The 13,882-nt window shown below is 69.2% G+C and carries 20 protein-coding genes; 6 read left to right on the forward strand and 14 right to left on the reverse strand.

The window, feature by feature from the left end; all coding sequences use genetic code 11:
• Positions 1 to 39: 39 nt before the first annotated feature.
• Positions 40 to 264, forward strand: coding sequence for a hypothetical protein (locus tag D7V80_RS11775; RefSeq protein WP_120588244.1), 225 nt, complete (start codon positions 40 to 42; stop codon positions 262 to 264).
• Between the two features lie 106 nt (positions 265 to 370).
• Here D7V80_RS11775 and D7V80_RS11780 read toward each other — a convergent pair whose 3' ends face one another.
• Positions 371 to 565, reverse strand: a complete 195-nt coding sequence (locus tag D7V80_RS11780) for a hypothetical protein (RefSeq protein ID WP_120588245.1) — start codon at positions 563 to 565, stop codon at positions 371 to 373.
• 184 nt (positions 566 to 749) lie between these two features.
• Here D7V80_RS11780 and D7V80_RS11785 point away from each other — a divergent pair, with 184 nt between their 5' ends.
• Entirely contained in the window at positions 750 to 1,301 is a 552-nt protein-coding gene (locus D7V80_RS11785) for a nuclease-related domain-containing protein (protein ID WP_158616601.1), read from the forward strand.
• Positions 1,302 to 1,586: 285 nt separating this feature from the next.
• Here D7V80_RS11785 and D7V80_RS11790 read toward each other — a convergent pair whose 3' ends face one another.
• The 13 genes from D7V80_RS11790 to D7V80_RS11840 form a co-directional block, all read right to left on the reverse strand.
• Entirely contained in the window at positions 1,587 to 1,985 is a 399-nt protein-coding gene (locus tag D7V80_RS11790; protein WP_158616602.1) for a ParB/RepB/Spo0J family partition protein, read from the reverse strand.
• A gap of 507 nt (positions 1,986 to 2,492) precedes the next feature.
• The gene (gene tmk / locus D7V80_RS11795) at positions 2,493 to 3,113 is read right to left on the reverse strand and encodes a dTMP kinase (RefSeq protein WP_120588248.1); all 621 of its coding nucleotides are present in this window, start codon (positions 3,111 to 3,113) and stop codon (positions 2,493 to 2,495) included.
• Positions 3,106 to 3,705 (reverse strand): hypothetical protein, encoded by a 600-nt coding sequence (locus tag D7V80_RS11800; RefSeq protein ID WP_120588249.1) that lies wholly within the window; start codon positions 3,703 to 3,705, stop codon positions 3,106 to 3,108. Before D7V80_RS11800 ends, tmk begins: the two co-directional genes overlap by 8 nt.
• A complete protein-coding gene (locus D7V80_RS11805; RefSeq protein WP_147447063.1) occupies positions 3,698 to 5,194 on the reverse strand; it encodes a hypothetical protein in 1,497 nt (498 codons plus the stop codon). Before D7V80_RS11805 ends, D7V80_RS11800 begins: the two co-directional genes overlap by 8 nt.
• Positions 5,191 to 5,592 (reverse strand): cell wall protein, encoded by a 402-nt coding sequence (locus D7V80_RS43885; RefSeq protein WP_370452483.1) that lies wholly within the window; start codon positions 5,590 to 5,592, stop codon positions 5,191 to 5,193. Before D7V80_RS43885 ends, D7V80_RS11805 begins: the two co-directional genes overlap by 4 nt.
• Before the next feature lie 111 nt (positions 5,593 to 5,703).
• A complete protein-coding gene (locus D7V80_RS11815) occupies positions 5,704 to 7,476 on the reverse strand; it encodes an amidohydrolase family protein (protein ID WP_120588251.1) in 1,773 nt (590 codons plus the stop codon).
• Between the two features lie 383 nt (positions 7,477 to 7,859).
• Positions 7,860 to 8,144, reverse strand: a complete 285-nt coding sequence (locus D7V80_RS11820; protein WP_120588252.1) for a hypothetical protein — start codon at positions 8,142 to 8,144, stop codon at positions 7,860 to 7,862.
• Between the two features lie 2 nt (positions 8,145 to 8,146).
• Complete coding sequence (locus D7V80_RS11825) at positions 8,147 to 8,944, reverse strand: ERF family protein (protein ID WP_158616603.1); 798 nt, start codon at positions 8,942 to 8,944, stop codon at positions 8,147 to 8,149.
• 12 nt (positions 8,945 to 8,956) lie between these two features.
• The gene (locus D7V80_RS41740) at positions 8,957 to 9,106 is read right to left on the reverse strand and encodes a hypothetical protein (RefSeq protein ID WP_158616604.1); all 150 of its coding nucleotides are present in this window, start codon (positions 9,104 to 9,106) and stop codon (positions 8,957 to 8,959) included.
• A gap of 110 nt (positions 9,107 to 9,216) precedes the next feature.
• Positions 9,217 to 9,564, reverse strand: a complete 348-nt coding sequence (locus D7V80_RS11830) for a hypothetical protein (RefSeq protein WP_120588254.1) — start codon at positions 9,562 to 9,564, stop codon at positions 9,217 to 9,219.
• Positions 9,561 to 9,731 carry a hypothetical protein gene (locus tag D7V80_RS41745; protein ID WP_158616605.1) on the reverse strand — a complete coding sequence of 57 codons (171 nt, stop codon included), beginning with the start codon at positions 9,729 to 9,731 and terminating at the stop codon, positions 9,561 to 9,563. Before D7V80_RS41745 ends, D7V80_RS11830 begins: the two co-directional genes overlap by 4 nt.
• Positions 9,724 to 9,987, reverse strand: a complete 264-nt coding sequence (locus D7V80_RS11835; RefSeq protein WP_120588255.1) for a hypothetical protein — start codon at positions 9,985 to 9,987, stop codon at positions 9,724 to 9,726. Before D7V80_RS11835 ends, D7V80_RS41745 begins: the two co-directional genes overlap by 8 nt.
• Before the next feature lie 56 nt (positions 9,988 to 10,043).
• Complete coding sequence (locus tag D7V80_RS11840; protein ID WP_147447064.1) at positions 10,044 to 10,340, reverse strand: hypothetical protein; 297 nt, start codon at positions 10,338 to 10,340, stop codon at positions 10,044 to 10,046.
• Positions 10,341 to 10,483: 143 nt separating this feature from the next.
• Between D7V80_RS11840 and D7V80_RS11845 the strand changes: the two genes are divergently transcribed.
• From D7V80_RS11845 to D7V80_RS11860, 4 genes are all read left to right on the forward strand, one after another.
• Complete coding sequence (locus tag D7V80_RS11845) at positions 10,484 to 10,843, forward strand: hypothetical protein (RefSeq protein ID WP_147447065.1); 360 nt, start codon at positions 10,484 to 10,486, stop codon at positions 10,841 to 10,843.
• 136 nt (positions 10,844 to 10,979) lie between these two features.
• On the forward strand, positions 10,980 to 11,888 hold the full coding sequence (locus D7V80_RS11850) for a hypothetical protein (RefSeq protein WP_147447066.1): 909 nt from the start codon (positions 10,980 to 10,982) through the stop codon (positions 11,886 to 11,888).
• Positions 11,889 to 12,457: 569 nt separating this feature from the next.
• On the forward strand, positions 12,458 to 12,616 hold the full coding sequence (locus D7V80_RS11855; RefSeq protein WP_233585267.1) for an AlpA family transcriptional regulator: 159 nt from the start codon (positions 12,458 to 12,460) through the stop codon (positions 12,614 to 12,616).
• A gap of 149 nt (positions 12,617 to 12,765) precedes the next feature.
• On the forward strand, positions 12,766 to 13,882 hold a 1,117-nt coding region (locus D7V80_RS11860), incomplete at its 3' end, for a site-specific integrase (RefSeq protein WP_233585268.1).

Below are 13,882 nucleotides of genomic sequence, written 5' to 3' on the forward strand. Positions count from 1 at the left end.
CGGTGGCTTCGGCCTTCTCCACGAAAGGACACCCAGACAATGAAACTCTCCGCGTTCCGTACCCGCCGCGATTTGGCGATTTACCCCAACCAGGAGATTCCCGGCCGGTTCAATCGGTACGGCTCTCTCGTTCAGGTGACTCGGTATGCCGACCAGCAGGCGAAACGGGTGTACGAGGTCGACGAGGAGCACATGCTCTACCGTGAGGCTGACCTGACGAAGGTGCCGGCCGTCATGGGGGAGTGGAAGCCGCTGGAGCCCTAACGACGCAACGACCGGGCCCCGTCTAAACCATGTCCTCGGGGCCCTGAATCTCGGGGCATGCGCAATCTCCTCGCCGTCGCTGTGGTCGCGGCCCTCGGATTCGTCCTCACGCGGCCGCACTGGTTTCCTGGAGCGCGAGCACCACCCGCGCATGAGCCTCCACCGCCCGGTGTTCCTCCCGGGCTTCGGCCAGCCGCGTCCGGGCCTCGGGACTCCCGTCCAGCCCGTGCATCGCGCCCTGCAGATCCAGTTCCGCATCTTCCAGGCGCTGCGCCAGCGCCGCCCGCTCCTGAGTCGTCATGGGCGGGCGAGGAGAGCAGGAGGCGTGCCGAGCGTGGGGATCCAACCAGGAGGAAAGTCGACACGGCTGGTACGATGGCCCCCATCAAGCAGCTGGGGGAACAATGGCAAGACGGGGAAAAGGGCCCGGAGACTCGATCGACGGGCGCAGGGCCGGGCAGAGCGCGCGTGAGAAGCAGCAGCAGTTGGCGGATGAGTCGCCCTTCACGACGCTCGTCGCACGCGTCCTGGGCATTCCCACCGCAGAGCAAGCCTGGGGACGCGGGGCGGACGGCGAGGAGCACGTCGGCGCTCTCCTGGCCAAGCTGGTCCCGCACGGATGGGCCGTCGAGCACGACGTGAAAATCGGTCGACGAGGCGCCAACGTCGACCATCTCGTCATTGGCCCGCCTGGCGTCTACCTCATCGAAACGAAGCTCGTCAGCGCGGACGTCTGGGTGGATGGCGACGTCATCAAGGTGGGAGGGTTCAGCAAGGACTACGTCGACAAGCTCGAAGCTGACGTACTGCACGTCCGCGAGAAGCTGTTGGCGGTGACGAAGCGCCGTCGACTCTGGGTACAGGGGCTTCTCGTCTTCGTTCGTCCGACGCTGAAGGTTGTGCAGCAGCCTCAGAATGTGCACGTGCTCGCGGACCACGAACTCGTCCCGGGGCTCCTCGACCAGGAGGTGAGGCTCGAAGACGCTGAGGTGAAGCAGCTCGTCCGCGCCGCCCGACAGGCCTCCACCTGGAAGTGACGGTCGGCGCTACACCGCCGCCCAGTCCTCCGGCGGCGGCCCGCGTACGCCCGTCTGAACTTCGCGGCTGGCCTCCAGGAGCGCGTCGTCACCAAGTGGGCCACGTGCTCAGCGTTGGCCGGGAGCTGCCTGCCGAACTCCATGGCCTCCGCGTGCAAACGCGCCGCGGCGGCGGTGAGGTGCAGCTTCACGATGGGCATCCGGGACAGGTGCATGGCCACCTCCTCTACGGAGGGTTCGCATGCGCACGCGGCTGCAACTGCAAGGTGCGGCCGGGCCCCGGCGTCACTCATCAGCGCTCGCTGCGTCCTCCGCCTCGGCGAGCGCCGCTGCGCCAGGGTCCCAGGGGCGGAGGTAGTCGGCCAGGTCCTCCTGCTCAATAGGGTTGTCCCTCTCGTTTCGGAGGGAGTCGCCGTGGATGGACTCGTGCACGTGGAGCCCACCGCCCAGCTGGGCCACGTAGACAGGGACCTCCTCAAGCCCTGCCTCTTGTGCCGCGGCGGTGCGGTGACTCCCTGTGAGCGCGAGGAAGGCCCCGACGGCGGAAGGATGGGCCACGCCGAGCAGCGGGCGTCCCTGCCAGCCGTTCTCCTCCATGGACTCACGCAGGGCGGCCAGCTTCCCGTCATCGCGGACCTCGTGCGGCGGGATGATGCTGTCGATGCGAACCATCACGACGCCCATGACGGCCTCCGGTGAACGCTGGGGAGAGAGTACCGCCTGGGAGGGCGGCGGGGCGCTACCCCTCAAGAGGGAGTCCCTTCGCGGCACGGGCCGGACGCCACTTCGCGGCAGCACCCATCTTCGTTGGCTGGAGGCGGCCATTCCGGCCAGGACGGTAGATGTTCCGGTCCTGGCGGCGAGGCCCTGCGGCGTGGCTGCCCGAACAGGACAGGAAGCCACCTGGAAGCGGTGTGAGGAACTGCCCGCAGACGGGGCAGCGATAGGTGTTGGGCGTCATGACCAACAGACGCTCGGCCCCGGGCTTGTTACCTCGCGAGCTACAGCGGCAGCAGGTCCGCCTGCAGCGCGACGTCCGCGGTGACGTACGTTCCTGTCAGGCCCGGCACCGGCGTGTCCCTGCGGGCACGTACGTCAACGTCAGCCCCGCGGGGCGCTGGCGCGCGGGTAGAGCCCTACCGTCCGGCGCCCGGGCCGGCAGGTGGTGATGGGGGTGATCCGGAGCGACGGCTACGGGTTGGTGCGGGGGAGCAGGGACAGCACCTGCTCGAGCGCCGCGCGCAGCACCTGCGCGGGACCCTGGGCAGCATCCACGCGGACTACGCGCTGGCCCTGGGCTTCCAGGTACGTGAGGGCCTGTGCGTAGCCGGCGGCCGCGCTGGCCGCGACAGCAGGCGTCTCGTAGGCGTCTAAGGTGCGTGCTGCTCCCGCGCGTCCGAGAGCGACGTCCACAGGGCACTCCAAGAAGAGGAGCAGGTCCGCCTTGAGCGCATGGGCGTTGAGTCCCATCACGCGCTCCAGGCCCACGTGCGGCCCCTGGTAGGCCAGGGACGACAGCACGTAGCGGGTGCACAGCACCACCTCGCCGCGGGCGAGCGCCGGCCGGATGACTGTCCCCGTGTGGTGCGCACGGTCAGCCGCGTACAGAAGAGCCATCACCTCCGGGGACAGGGGACGCTCCGCCAGCATGCGCCGGATCAGCACCCCCACGGGCCCGCCGGAGGGCTCCTCCGTGTTCAGCACCCGCGCGCCCTGAGCGTGCAGCTCGTCTCCAATGAGACGAGCCAGCGTCGTCTTCCCGCTGCCGTCTCCGCCTTCCAGGACGACGAAGGTTCCGGGCATTTCAGCCATGGACGGCACCTCCCTCGGACTCCCAGGCCTCGCGCTCGTGCTGGAGCGCAAGAGCCTGGGCCGCGGCCAGAAGCTCCTCGCGGATGGCGGTGGCGAGCGCGGGCATCACGTTCTCGCAGAAGCCGCGCACGTCCGGCGGGTAGTCGTAGGAGGCGAACTCGTAGGGCATCTCCAACTCGGTGTCGTGACACCAGACCGCGAATTGGTCGATGCCGATCTCGTCGCAATCCTTCGCGTCACGCCCGCTCCAGCAGCCCAGGGCATCAGCGAGGGACTGCCACGCCTCGGCCGCCTTCTCCTTCGAGTAGGTGCCGTCGCGGCGGTAGGTGAGGATGTGCTCGCGGATGCGCTTCAGTGTCCGCGCGCCATCCCACCAGTCACGCGTCTCCAGTTTGCTGCATACGTAGTCGCCCTGGCCCGCGAGCTGCACGACGAAGGCGCGGAACTCGCGCCCCGGCGCGGTCCACCGGAATGCGTAGTTGCCCCAGTCGGATACGGTGGCAAAGAAGCCGTCGCTCCGGAGGATGACGTCCGCGAGCCAGGCGCCCTTCTCGGTGCGGAGGCGGTACTGGTAGACGAGCGGCTCAGCCACGGGACACCTCCTCCCAGGGGAGCAGCGAGAGGCGGCGAATGCGCTCCTCCGCCTCACGCAGCGGCACGTTGCTGGAGGTCCACGCCGCCCGCTCGCGCATGTCCGCCGCACCGAGGCGCGCGGCCTCGGTGACGGCCTGAGCGAGTGTGTTCCACATCAGCAGGCTGTCCGCGCCGACCCGAGCATTCGGCACTGGCAGCTCCGGGTACACGGCCCGGAGGACCGCAACGGCCACGCCCTGGTGTGCGGTGGTGACGTGCAGGGCGCTCCACACCTTGGCGAGCGCGTGGCGCACGGCCTCGGGGATGTACGGGCTGCCGCACGCTTCGCAGCGCGCCCCGCACCACGCGCAGGTGCCTTCGCCAGCGCAGGTGCAGCGCCCGGACGGGTGAAGCGCTTCCGCCGCGGTAGTCGTCAGCGGCGTGGGCTCGTGGCCCAGCTTGGCGAGGGAGTTCCGCAGGCGCTCGCTGAGCGGTGGCACAGCGGGGCGCACGTCCAGGGCGCTGAGCATCCGGTACGGCAGCGCCACTGTGCTCGGCTCCTGTCGCTCCGGGGCGGGCGTCGTCTCGGTGGTTGCGTCGATGGCCGTGGTATCAATGGCCGTGGTGAGAAGGGCGATGGCACCGGCGCTGCGACCTTGGCGGAGCGCGGCACGGGCATCCCACGCGGCCCGCCAGAGCAGCTCCGCCCTCGGGTCCAGGCGCGTGGCTGGTGTGGTGGACAGGGCGGCGATGGCAGCGAGGACAGCGGCCACGGCCTCGAAGGCTTGGTGCTCATGCTTCCCGTGGGCGGTGATGACGGGAGCGCCGTCGCGCTTTGACCAGTACAGGTCAAGCCCAGCAGGAAGCATCGCCTTCAGGCCCTGCACCTGCGCGCAGAGGGCGTCACGCTCGGACTCGGCGATGTCACGCAGTTCCAGCGCCTGCGCGGCGCGGTCCCGGGCGATTCGCTCGCCAGCGCGGAAGGTGTCTCGCTCGCGCTCCAACTCCGCCACCCGGGCCTGGAGCGTGGACACCTCGCGCGATTGCTCCGCGAGTAGGGCCTCGCCGGGGTGCTCCTCGGCCAGTACTCGGTGAGCAACCTGGAGCGTGAAGGAATCGGGCGTGTACGAGCCGTCGATAACACCGTCCATTAAGTCGGCTAGTTCCTTCAACGCGTCCACCAGCGCCGCGTTGTCCGCCACGAGCCCCGGCACCTTCGCGCCCTCCAGCGCGGCGTCGCGAAGCATCCGGACCATCATCGTTTCGATGGAACCCTTTGTCCGCGCGACCACTGCCCGGAACCACCGTTCCACATCCTCGGTCGTGTACTTCGCCGCGCCGGGAGACGGCTCAGCCGACAGTGAGGCGGACGTCAGCGGCGCGAGCCAGGCCCATGCCTGCGCCAGCGCGGCGCGGACCTGCGCCTCATCGGCGGCCACCTCGCCCAGGGCGATGCGGCGGACCTCCTCCAGCTCCTTCGGCATGCCGCTGACGTCCGCTGGCTTCATTGGGCGCTCGCCTCCGCAAGCGCCTTCGAGGCGGCGCGGCCGCGCGGCAACTGGACGTCCTCCACGCTGTTGGGATTGGCGTTGTCGGCCCACGCCGCCGGGCGCCGGTTCGTCTTCTCCAGGTTGCGCAGCTTCTGGTAGTGCGCCGCGCAGTAGCCCTTCGTCCGGCTGGGCTTGCCGCAGCCCTTGATGGCGCACGCGCGCGCGCCGTCAGCCTGGGCCGCCTTCGCCTTGTCGGGCTTCGCCGCCCTGGCCGCGCTCATCGGGGGCGCCTTCGCCGCAGGCGCGGGCGTCACCACGCCGCCCAGCTTCGCCACGGTGTCGCGCAGCATCTGCGCGGCGTCCTCCAGCCTGTCCGCCAGCTCCAGCAGGCCGCCACTGCTCTTCGTCTTCGTCACGTTCGTCTCGTTTCGTTGTTGGGGAGCGCGCCGCCGTCGCGACGACGCGCGAGAAGAGGGCGGGCGGCCCGCGATGCACCGCCCGCCGGCTGCCTCAGTGAAGGGGAGGGGCTACGGCGTGGCCGGGACCAGCGTGCCGTCCGAGTAGACGACCCTGCCGTCGGAGACGGTCACCAGGGGCCGCGTGGCGCCAATCTGCTCGGGCGCCACCGCGTACGGGTCCTGGTTGAGGATGAGCAGGTTCGCCCGCGCGCCCACCTTGAGCGCGCCCACGCCCTTCATCGCGCGCAGCTCGGCGGTGGTTTGGGTCTGCGAGCGCCAGTAGGTGGCGAAGTCGATGCGCTCGGCCGGGTTGCGGTGCGTCGCCGCGCGGCCGGCCTGTGCGAACGGGGGCTCGGGCGCGAGGAAGCGGTCCCCGCCATAGCCCACTGTGAGTCCCGCCCGGTACAGCGAGGCCACCGGCTGGGACTCCGCGACGATGCGCGAGGGGTAGCGGAGCTGGATGACGGGGAACAGGTCGAAGTGCGGGGTGTTGAGCACCACGGCCATGCCGGCAGCACCGAGCACGGCGACCTGGTCCGGTGAAATCAGGTCCACGTGCTCGAAGGTGACGACGTCGCGGAAGGCCTCCAGCGAGCCGCCCACGGCCACCATGCGGCGCATCACCTGGCCGATGGCTCCGCGCCCGGCCGCGTGCAGCACCAGCCGCCGTTGCTCCTTGTCGGCGAGCACCCACGCGAGGTCCCGGTCGAGCTGCGCGTCCGTCAGGTTGTAGTTGCCCCACCAGGGGAGGGTGTGGACGGGCAGCGTCTCCGGGTTGAGGTACGCGAGTTCCTGGTCCTGGTTGCCGTCCTCGTCGGTGTTGGCGAAGCCGTCCGCGAAGGCGCCGTCGATGAAGCGCTTGAGGATGGTGATGCCATCCGCGTTGGGCTGGCAGTCGGCCAGCTCGCCCGGGCCTGTCGGCAGGCACGCGCTCACGATGACTTGCGGCTCGGCCGTCGCGGCGCGCACCTGCTCGGCGACGCGGACGGGGTCCACGAAGTTGATGTCCACCGTCCGGCAGTAGCCGGCCGCGAAGGCGGCGGAGGTGAAGGCGTTGAGCTGCGCGACCTTCACCTCGAAGGGGATGAACGCCGCGACGAAGCGAAAGAACGGTACCTGCGCGCCCTGCTCGTGGGCATGCCCGTCCAGGCGGCCGGCCGCGTCACGGCCGAAGCGCCCGCCCTCGGGGTCGGGGGAGTTCGGGTTGAAGCCCACCAGCGTTGCAGCCGTCCAGTTGTGCAGCGCCCCGTGTCCATCGACGTCGAAGAGGTAGACGAAGAAGCCCGGTGCGGCGGCCTCCAGCGCGTCGGCGACATTCACCCCCGATGCGTTGATGCCGGGATGGATGGTGAAGAGGGTGAGGCCAACGATGGGCAGGCGCGCGGGCACCGGCTTCCCGGCGTCCTGTGCGGCCTTCTCCGCCGCGAGCACCTCCGCCGCACGTGCCCGGACGGCGGTGAGCAGCTCGCCGAAGTCCTGCCAGGGCGCCACCTGGCCCGGCACGGGCGACACCAGCATCTGCGGCAAGAAGGGCAGGTCCTGGTGCTCATGCCCGCTCACCGCGCAGTCCTCCGCGGGGCGGCCCTGGGCGTCGATGACGGTGGTGTCCCGGTTGATGCGGTCGGCCACGCTGCCCGGCGGGCCCATCGCGAGGACCTCGCCGTGGGCGCCAAACGCGAAGTCCATCATGACGCCGGGCGCGTCCTTGTCCTCGCGGTAGAGGGCATTGAGCACCGCGCCCGTCGCGGGCTCGGGCGGAGTGGGAGTGGGCGCCGGTTCGGCGCTGCTGCATGCCGCGAGGCACACGAGTGCCAGCGCGGCGAGACGCGAACGGAAAGACATATGACTCCTGGGGGTTGGTGCTGCGGCTGGACGGAGTGCCGACGCCGGAGTCGAACCGGGAGCGCTGAGACGTCCAGCGGGGGCCCACGCCCCGTCATCGGCAGGTGCTGCGGGTGCTGCTGCGGACGGAAGGGCCCGGCGAGGGCGGGTGGGGGGCCGCCCCCGCCGGGCAGCGCTCAACGTCAGCGCCGTGAAAGGCCCCGCGTAGCCCTATGCCGCGCGGGGTGAGGTGGAGCGCTCCGTCCAGCCAGGTGGTGTGCTGGCCGCTCCACCGACAAGGCCCGGTGGCCCAATGCCACCGGGTTGCAACGCCGCGCGCTAAGAGACCGGCCCGGGCCGTGTGAAACGGCGTCGGAACGCGCGGTGTTGCGCAAGCTGATGACTCAACCGTCGTGCAGGCCCCATCCGCAGATGAGGCCGTCCTTCCCGTGGATGAGCGGGGCGCCGCAGTAGCAGTTGCCGTTGGGCGCGTTCTTCGCGGGCGGAGGTGGGGAGAACTCCATGCTCCCCGGGGCTGCACTGGTGGACTCGGTGTCCGTGGGCTGCGGCGCGGGAGGCTCCGGTGGCGTGCGCCCGTGGAGTACGTCCAGCGCGTGGAAGTACTCGGCGCGGTTGGCCCTGTGTCGGAGGACGTCGGGCGACGGCTTGCGCGGGCGGCACCGGCGCATGGTCAGCCGTCCGCACCGGGCTCGCGCTGCGGCTGCTTCTGCATGACAGCCACCTGCCGGGCCGTGAATCCGAGGCGCTTCGCGGCGGCCTTCACCGCCTCGCCCGCCACCTCTCGGGCCTTGCTCCCCTTGGGAAGGCCCTGGGCACGCGCGTAGAGGGCGGGGAACTCCTCCTTGGTCACCTGCTCGGACTCAGAGACGATGGCTGCGGCGACGTCGTCGGCACCTCCAGCCCGAGGGGCGGCGTGAGGAGGCGCGGTATTCGTGCGCTGGGGTGGAACTCCGTCACCCATCGCATGACGTGCGCGCTGCGGGCTTCCGCGCTGCGACTGCTGATTGTGGGATTGCCCGTCATCCTCTGGGTCGTCGCCGGTGGGAATCAGGAAGAGCTTGAGCAAGGCGTACTTCACCGCGCCGGTGAGCGCCTTGTACGTGGCCTTGTCGCCCTGGTCTTGCCCCTCGCCCAGCACCTCGAAGGACCGCTCCTCTCCGCTGTCGCCGTCGGTCAGCGTGAAGCGCACGGTCAGCGTCGCGATTCGGTCCTTGCCGCCCTTGTTGCGCTCCACGTCGCGCCACTCCGTCTTCACCACGGAGGGAATCAACATGAGGGCGCGGTCGGCCATGGCCTTCCGAACAGCCGAGACGATGTCCGCCTCGGTCGCGTAGTCGTAGCGGTGGAAGTCGTTGCGTCCTGTCTTCGGGACTCGCTCCACCTCGCCCATCACCTCGGCCAACTTGCGCACCAAGCTGCGCTCCAACGGCTTCTCGGTGGTGCCTGTGGTCGTGTTAGTGCCCGTCATTTCCATCCGCTCCTACTCGTAGCTCTCGCCTGCGGCCTGCTCGGCCTGGCGCAGCAGTTCGCGTAACTCGGCCTGCACCTCGTCTTCCGGGGTGAGGCAGTCCCACTCCATGTCCCGCCAGCGGTGCCGCCCGTCGTGTCCGTACTCGCGCTCGCACAGCACCCAGCTTCGTTCCGGGTGCTCGGCGTAGGCGGGGCAGGGGGAGCGGCGTGCTTCCGGCAATGCAACCTCTCAGGTTGATTGCCAGTTTCATATCCTACGGGTCTGACGTGCTACGCGGCGGCCTGCTGCGCCTCAGCCCGCGCGCGAAGGTGCCTCGCGAGCCACACCTGGCGCTCCAGTTCGGCGCGCAGGTACACCTCCGCCTCGTTGAGGCGGGCCAGCTGGAGCCGCGTGCTAGTGACGCGGCGCTGGAGGCGCAGCCACCGCTCGCGCGTGGCGTCGGGCTCGCACGCCTCCTGGAGGTACTCGACGGCCTGCAGCACCTCCTGTGACTGGGCCTGCTGCGCCTCCAGCTCGCGCACCTGCTGCGCGAGGCTCGCCGCGTCCCGGTCGGGCGGGGTCCACCCCTCGCGGGCGAGGACGACGAGCGCCTCGGCGAGCTCGTGCAGGGGCTTCACTTCGCGCCGCCCTTCAGCTGGGCCAGGTCGGCCGCGAGCCGGAGCGCTACGCCCTCGACGGTGGTGTCCAACTCCTGCCACGCGCGCAGCACTTCCGGCTCCACCTCGTGCTCGTCGAAGTAGGTGCGCAGCACCTCGCGCGGCGTCTTCGTCTTCTTCTCAGCCACGGCACTCCTCCTTCTGGGGCGTCACGCGCCCCGGGTTGCACAGCTGCTGCGCCTTCGCGCGCTTCGCGGCGGCCTTCTCACGGCAGGTGTCCGCGTCGCGCTCCAGGAAGACGGCGCCCTCCGAGGAGCACCAGTCCGCCCTGGCCTGCCGCTCCTTGTGCGTCGCGCGGGACTCCAGGTCCGCTGCCTCCTTCAGCAGCGCCTCCGCGTCGTCCGTCTGCGGGCGCACCTCTCCCGTCGCCATGTCGTTGGCCATCTCGTCCTCGTGGTGGGTGGGGTGCTGCGGGCGCGTGGTGACGCCCGCCGATGGTGCTACCGGCGCACTTCCAGCACGTCGGTATGCCGGTGCAGTTCGCCTGCGGTGTCCGTGAAGGTGACGAGCGGCTTGCCCTGCCGCCGCGTCGCCTTCACCTCGCGGATCTGCCGGTCATCCACCGTCGGCCCGTCGTCCTTCCTCCGGAACCACTGGCTCTCTCGGGCCTTCGCCGCATCCATCGCTCGCATCGTCTGCCCCCACTCGCTCGTGTCCGTGCTGCGTTGCTGCTCCTGCTGGCGTCTCCGGTGGCAACCACCGAACTCCCGCTCCGCGACCATTCCCCCGAGGGGCAACGTCCGTCCGCCTCAACGAGACACAAGATAGCGACTCGGTAATACCGAGTCAATCGATTGAATACTTAGTATATCGTGGTAATACCTTGTCGTGGTTGGGCTTGGCCCTGTGATACCGCGCACTAAGCGGGTAAGGAGCGACCGTGGGAGCGATGACGGCGATTCACCAGAAGAGGCGCAACGTGATTCCAACAAAGCCTGCGGCGAAGAAGGCGGAGCAAACAGGCGCTAAGAAGAGGGTCATCACTTTCAAGCCTGACGACGACATCTCCGAGTACGTGGACGGAGTGGTCGCCACTGGGATGCGCCAGACGGACGTCATCGAGAAGAGCCTTCGGATCGTCCGCGACCTGGCCACCTCGTTGGGCATTGAGGACTGGGCCGAAGTGGAGAAGCGCGCCCGGGTGAAGGGCGTCACCGAGGGCGTCATCGTGGCCGAGCTCATCCGCCCACTGCTCGCGAGTGTCAGAACTGAAGAGCCTTCTGCGAAGCCCAGGAAGTAGCCCGGAAAGTCGGGGGAGCGCCGTAGAGTCAGGTTGCCGGAGTCCTCTCCAGGCAGGTGAGCGGGAGTTCGCGATGGGCAGCGGGATGAATAGCCGGGGCGGTGGTACGTCTCAGCGCGCGCGCGGAGGCGGTGGTGTGGGTCCGGGAGAGCCGCGCGCCAACGAGGGCCGGCAGACCGGCCGTGTGGGGCAGTACCACCTGGGCCGGTGCATTGAGCGCCGGACGGAGCAGGGTGACGTCTACCTGGCGCGCCACGTCCAGACGGGACAGCCCGCCATCGTCGTCCGGCCGGAGGTCGAGGAGTCGCAGCTCGTTCAGACGACGCCGGAAGAGGTGCTGGAGCAGTTTCCCAGCGCGTCCCTCGAGGTCACCTGGACGTCCTCCGACTCTCCTGCGTTCCGCGCGCTCCAGGTGCGACTCCCGCATGCGGCGGCTACCGCCAAGGTGCACGAGGAGTTGGTAGCTGTGAGCGAGGACCTTCCGAAGCTGCTGGACCGTGCCATGGGGGCGCCGGAGTTGCGTGAGCACCTGCTGGCGCCACCGCTCACACGCAGGCAACGGTGGCGCGGCTTGGTGCGGCGTCATGCGAACAGGGGTAAAACGCTCGTCGTCCAGCATTGGAAGGACGCCGCGCTTGGGCTGCTTGTTACTGCATTCCTCGGCAACCTCATCTTGCCGCAGCGGCAGCACGAGCCGTCCAGTGAACCTCCGCGCACGGTTGTCGCGGAGCAACACGAGCCCGAGTCCGTCGTCCTGACCAACGGTGTTGGTCAGACCGCGATGGAAGAAATCGAGGCACCTGTGCTCCTCGTCAGTGAGGTGTCTCCCTTCATCGCTCGCGACATGCCATCTCGGCCCTTCAAGGTGCAACGGCGTCCGCCGTGCCGCGGGAGCCAGAAGGAGATCAACGGGGGATGCTGGGTGCAGGTGGTCGTTGCTGACGCCCCGCCCTGTCCCGATGATCTCTACGAGCACAAGGGCGGGTGCTACGCGCCGGTGAAGGCGGAGCCGGAAGATGGGACGTCGCGCTCGATTTCGAAGTAGCCGACTTGCTTTCCAGTCTCACCAGCAGTAACGATTATCGAAGTCGTTCCGTAGTACCCGCTGACTGAGAGACAGCGGGCATCCCAAAGCTTCGCCACAGAATTCGCCGGTTGGTCGTGATGGTCTGGCCGGCGATAGGGCCCTGCAACCACGTGATGGTGCTGCAGGTGTGTCCGCGGGTTCCCGCTGGTGATCTCTCAGCACCAGCGGGGCCTGTTTTGGGGTCGCCGTGGGTCACTCGCAGATCACACAGCCTCTGCCGCTTCATCGTGTCGCCGCATCGTGCGCGGGCAGGACGGACGTCTCTGCGTGCGGACGGACGATGCGTGCGGGTTGGGCGGATGTGCGGCCGAAGAGCGTTGGCGCGCAGGTTGCTCTAACGCACGTCAGGCCTGGAGGTGGCCTACCCGTGCAGTTGTTGGCATGCATCGAACCTGATAGATTGTTCAGTCGTGACGGGGGACGCCATGGTCAACTGTGACGACAGCGGTGGTGCCGGCAGCTCAAGGGAGGACTCCTCCCAGCAGATGGCCGCGGTCCCCGCGAGCGGCTTTTGGACAGCGGATGATGTGGCGACCTACCTGAAGGTGTCCTCCGCCTGGGTGTGGAAGCAGGTGCGCTCCAACACGGGCTTCCCGTTCGTGAAGCTTGGAACGCGCAACTACCGCTTCGACCCGGTGAAGGTGCGCGCGTGGGTGGACCGCCAGTCGTCGGAGGGACAGCCGTGACGAGCTCGTACTTCCGCCCAAACAGCGCCGGACGGGCGCTCATCGCGGCAGGCAAGCGGCTCCGTCGGGAGGCGCCCGAGTATGGGACGTGGTGGCTGCGCTACCGCGACGAGAGCGGGCGGATGGTTCGCGAGCGGAGCACGGCTCGTATGCAGACGGAGGCCGAGCGCCTCGTCCACGAGAAGGCCATCTTCGCAGAACGGGTGAAGTCAGGTGTGGAGAAGCGCATGGTGACGCCCATCCCGTGCGACGAACTCCTGCGGCGCTACGAAGCGGCCAGCCAGCACCAGTCGAGCCTCGGGCCCATGCGGAGCCAAATCCGCCTGTGGATCGCACCGCACTTCGGCAAGAAGCTCGTCAACCGCGTGACGCCGGCAGACTGCGAGGCGCTCCTCCAGAAGTCCCGTGACGCGGGCCAAGCCCCGGCGACCACCCGGATGCTCCACATCCGCTCGCGGCTCGTCTTCGAGTACGCGCGTCGGAAGCTGGGGCTCATCGCGGAGAACCCCTGGAATGCGGTGGACCGCCCAACCCTGGAACGGCGTGCCGTGACGGTGCTGCAGCCGGAGCAGATTGCGACGTTGCTCGGCGCGGCCGGGCCGTGGCGCATCCTCCTGGTCGTGGCGCTGCTAACGGGCCTTCGCCGCGGCGAGTTGGGGGCCCTTAAGTGGTCGGACATCGACTGGGACGCTGGGGAGCACGGCGTTATCCACGTCCGGCGCAGCTGGTCCCGGAGCACGACGAAGGGTTCGAAGGAGCGGCTCGTGCCCGTCCACCCGCAGCTTCGCCCGGAGCTGGACGCCTACAGGCAGCGCGTCGGGGGAGGGGATGGGCTCGTCTTCCCGGCGCCCCGGAAGGGCGGCATGCGCCACACGAGCTGGCACGTGACGAAGCTTCTGCGCTCTATCGCCAGCCGGGCTGGCGTGACGCTGCCGGCGGGCTTCACCTTCCATGGGCTTCGCAAGCAGTTCGGCAGCTTCGTCCACCAGGCCACTGGGGACCTTGTGGCCACCCAGCGCCTGTTGGGGCACGCGTCCCCCCAGGTGACGGCCGCCATCTACTTGGCGGACGACGTCGCCCACCTGGCGCGGCAGGTCGGCCGGTTCCGGGTGGTTTCAGGGATGGCGGACGAGCACACGGCAAGCACACGGACCAGCCATGGGGCGGTCCGTGGGGGCAGTACCTTCAAAAAGGAGCAGCAAATGCAGGCACTTACGAGTCAGATTGTCCGCGGCGCAGGCCCAGGGCCTTCATCTTCTTGTAGAA

Origin of the sequence: Corallococcus sp. CA054B, assembly GCF_003611625.1 — a bacterium.
Taxonomy (GTDB): Bacteria; Myxococcota; Myxococcia; order Myxococcales; family Myxococcaceae; genus Corallococcus; species Corallococcus coralloides.

Excerpts from the sequence above, each read along its gene's own strand:
- D7V80_RS11775 (WP_120588244.1), top strand. The coding sequence starts at position 40 with ATGAAACTCTCCGCGTTCCGTACCCGCCGCGATTTGGCGATTTACCCC.
- D7V80_RS11780 (WP_120588245.1), bottom strand. The coding sequence starts at position 565 with ATGACGACTCAGGAGCGGGCGGCGCTGGCGCAGCGCCTGGAAGATGCG.
- D7V80_RS11790 (WP_158616602.1), bottom strand. The coding sequence starts at position 1,985 with ATGGGCGTCGTGATGGTTCGCATCGACAGCATCATCCCGCCGCACGAG.
- tmk (WP_120588248.1), bottom strand. The coding sequence starts at position 3,113 with ATGGCTGAAATGCCCGGAACCTTCGTCGTCCTGGAAGGCGGAGACGGC.
- D7V80_RS11805 (WP_147447063.1), bottom strand. The coding sequence starts at position 5,194 with ATGAAGCCAGCGGACGTCAGCGGCATGCCGAAGGAGCTGGAGGAGGTC.
- D7V80_RS11815 (WP_120588251.1), bottom strand. The coding sequence starts at position 7,476 with ATGTCTTTCCGTTCGCGTCTCGCCGCGCTGGCACTCGTGTGCCTCGCG.
- D7V80_RS11820 (WP_120588252.1), bottom strand. The coding sequence starts at position 8,144 with ATGCGCCGGTGCCGCCCGCGCAAGCCGTCGCCCGACGTCCTCCGACAC.
- D7V80_RS11825 (WP_158616603.1), bottom strand. The coding sequence starts at position 8,944 with ATGACGGGCACTAACACGACCACAGGCACCACCGAGAAGCCGTTGGAG.
- D7V80_RS11835 (WP_120588255.1), bottom strand. The coding sequence starts at position 9,987 with ATGGCCAACGACATGGCGACGGGAGAGGTGCGCCCGCAGACGGACGAC.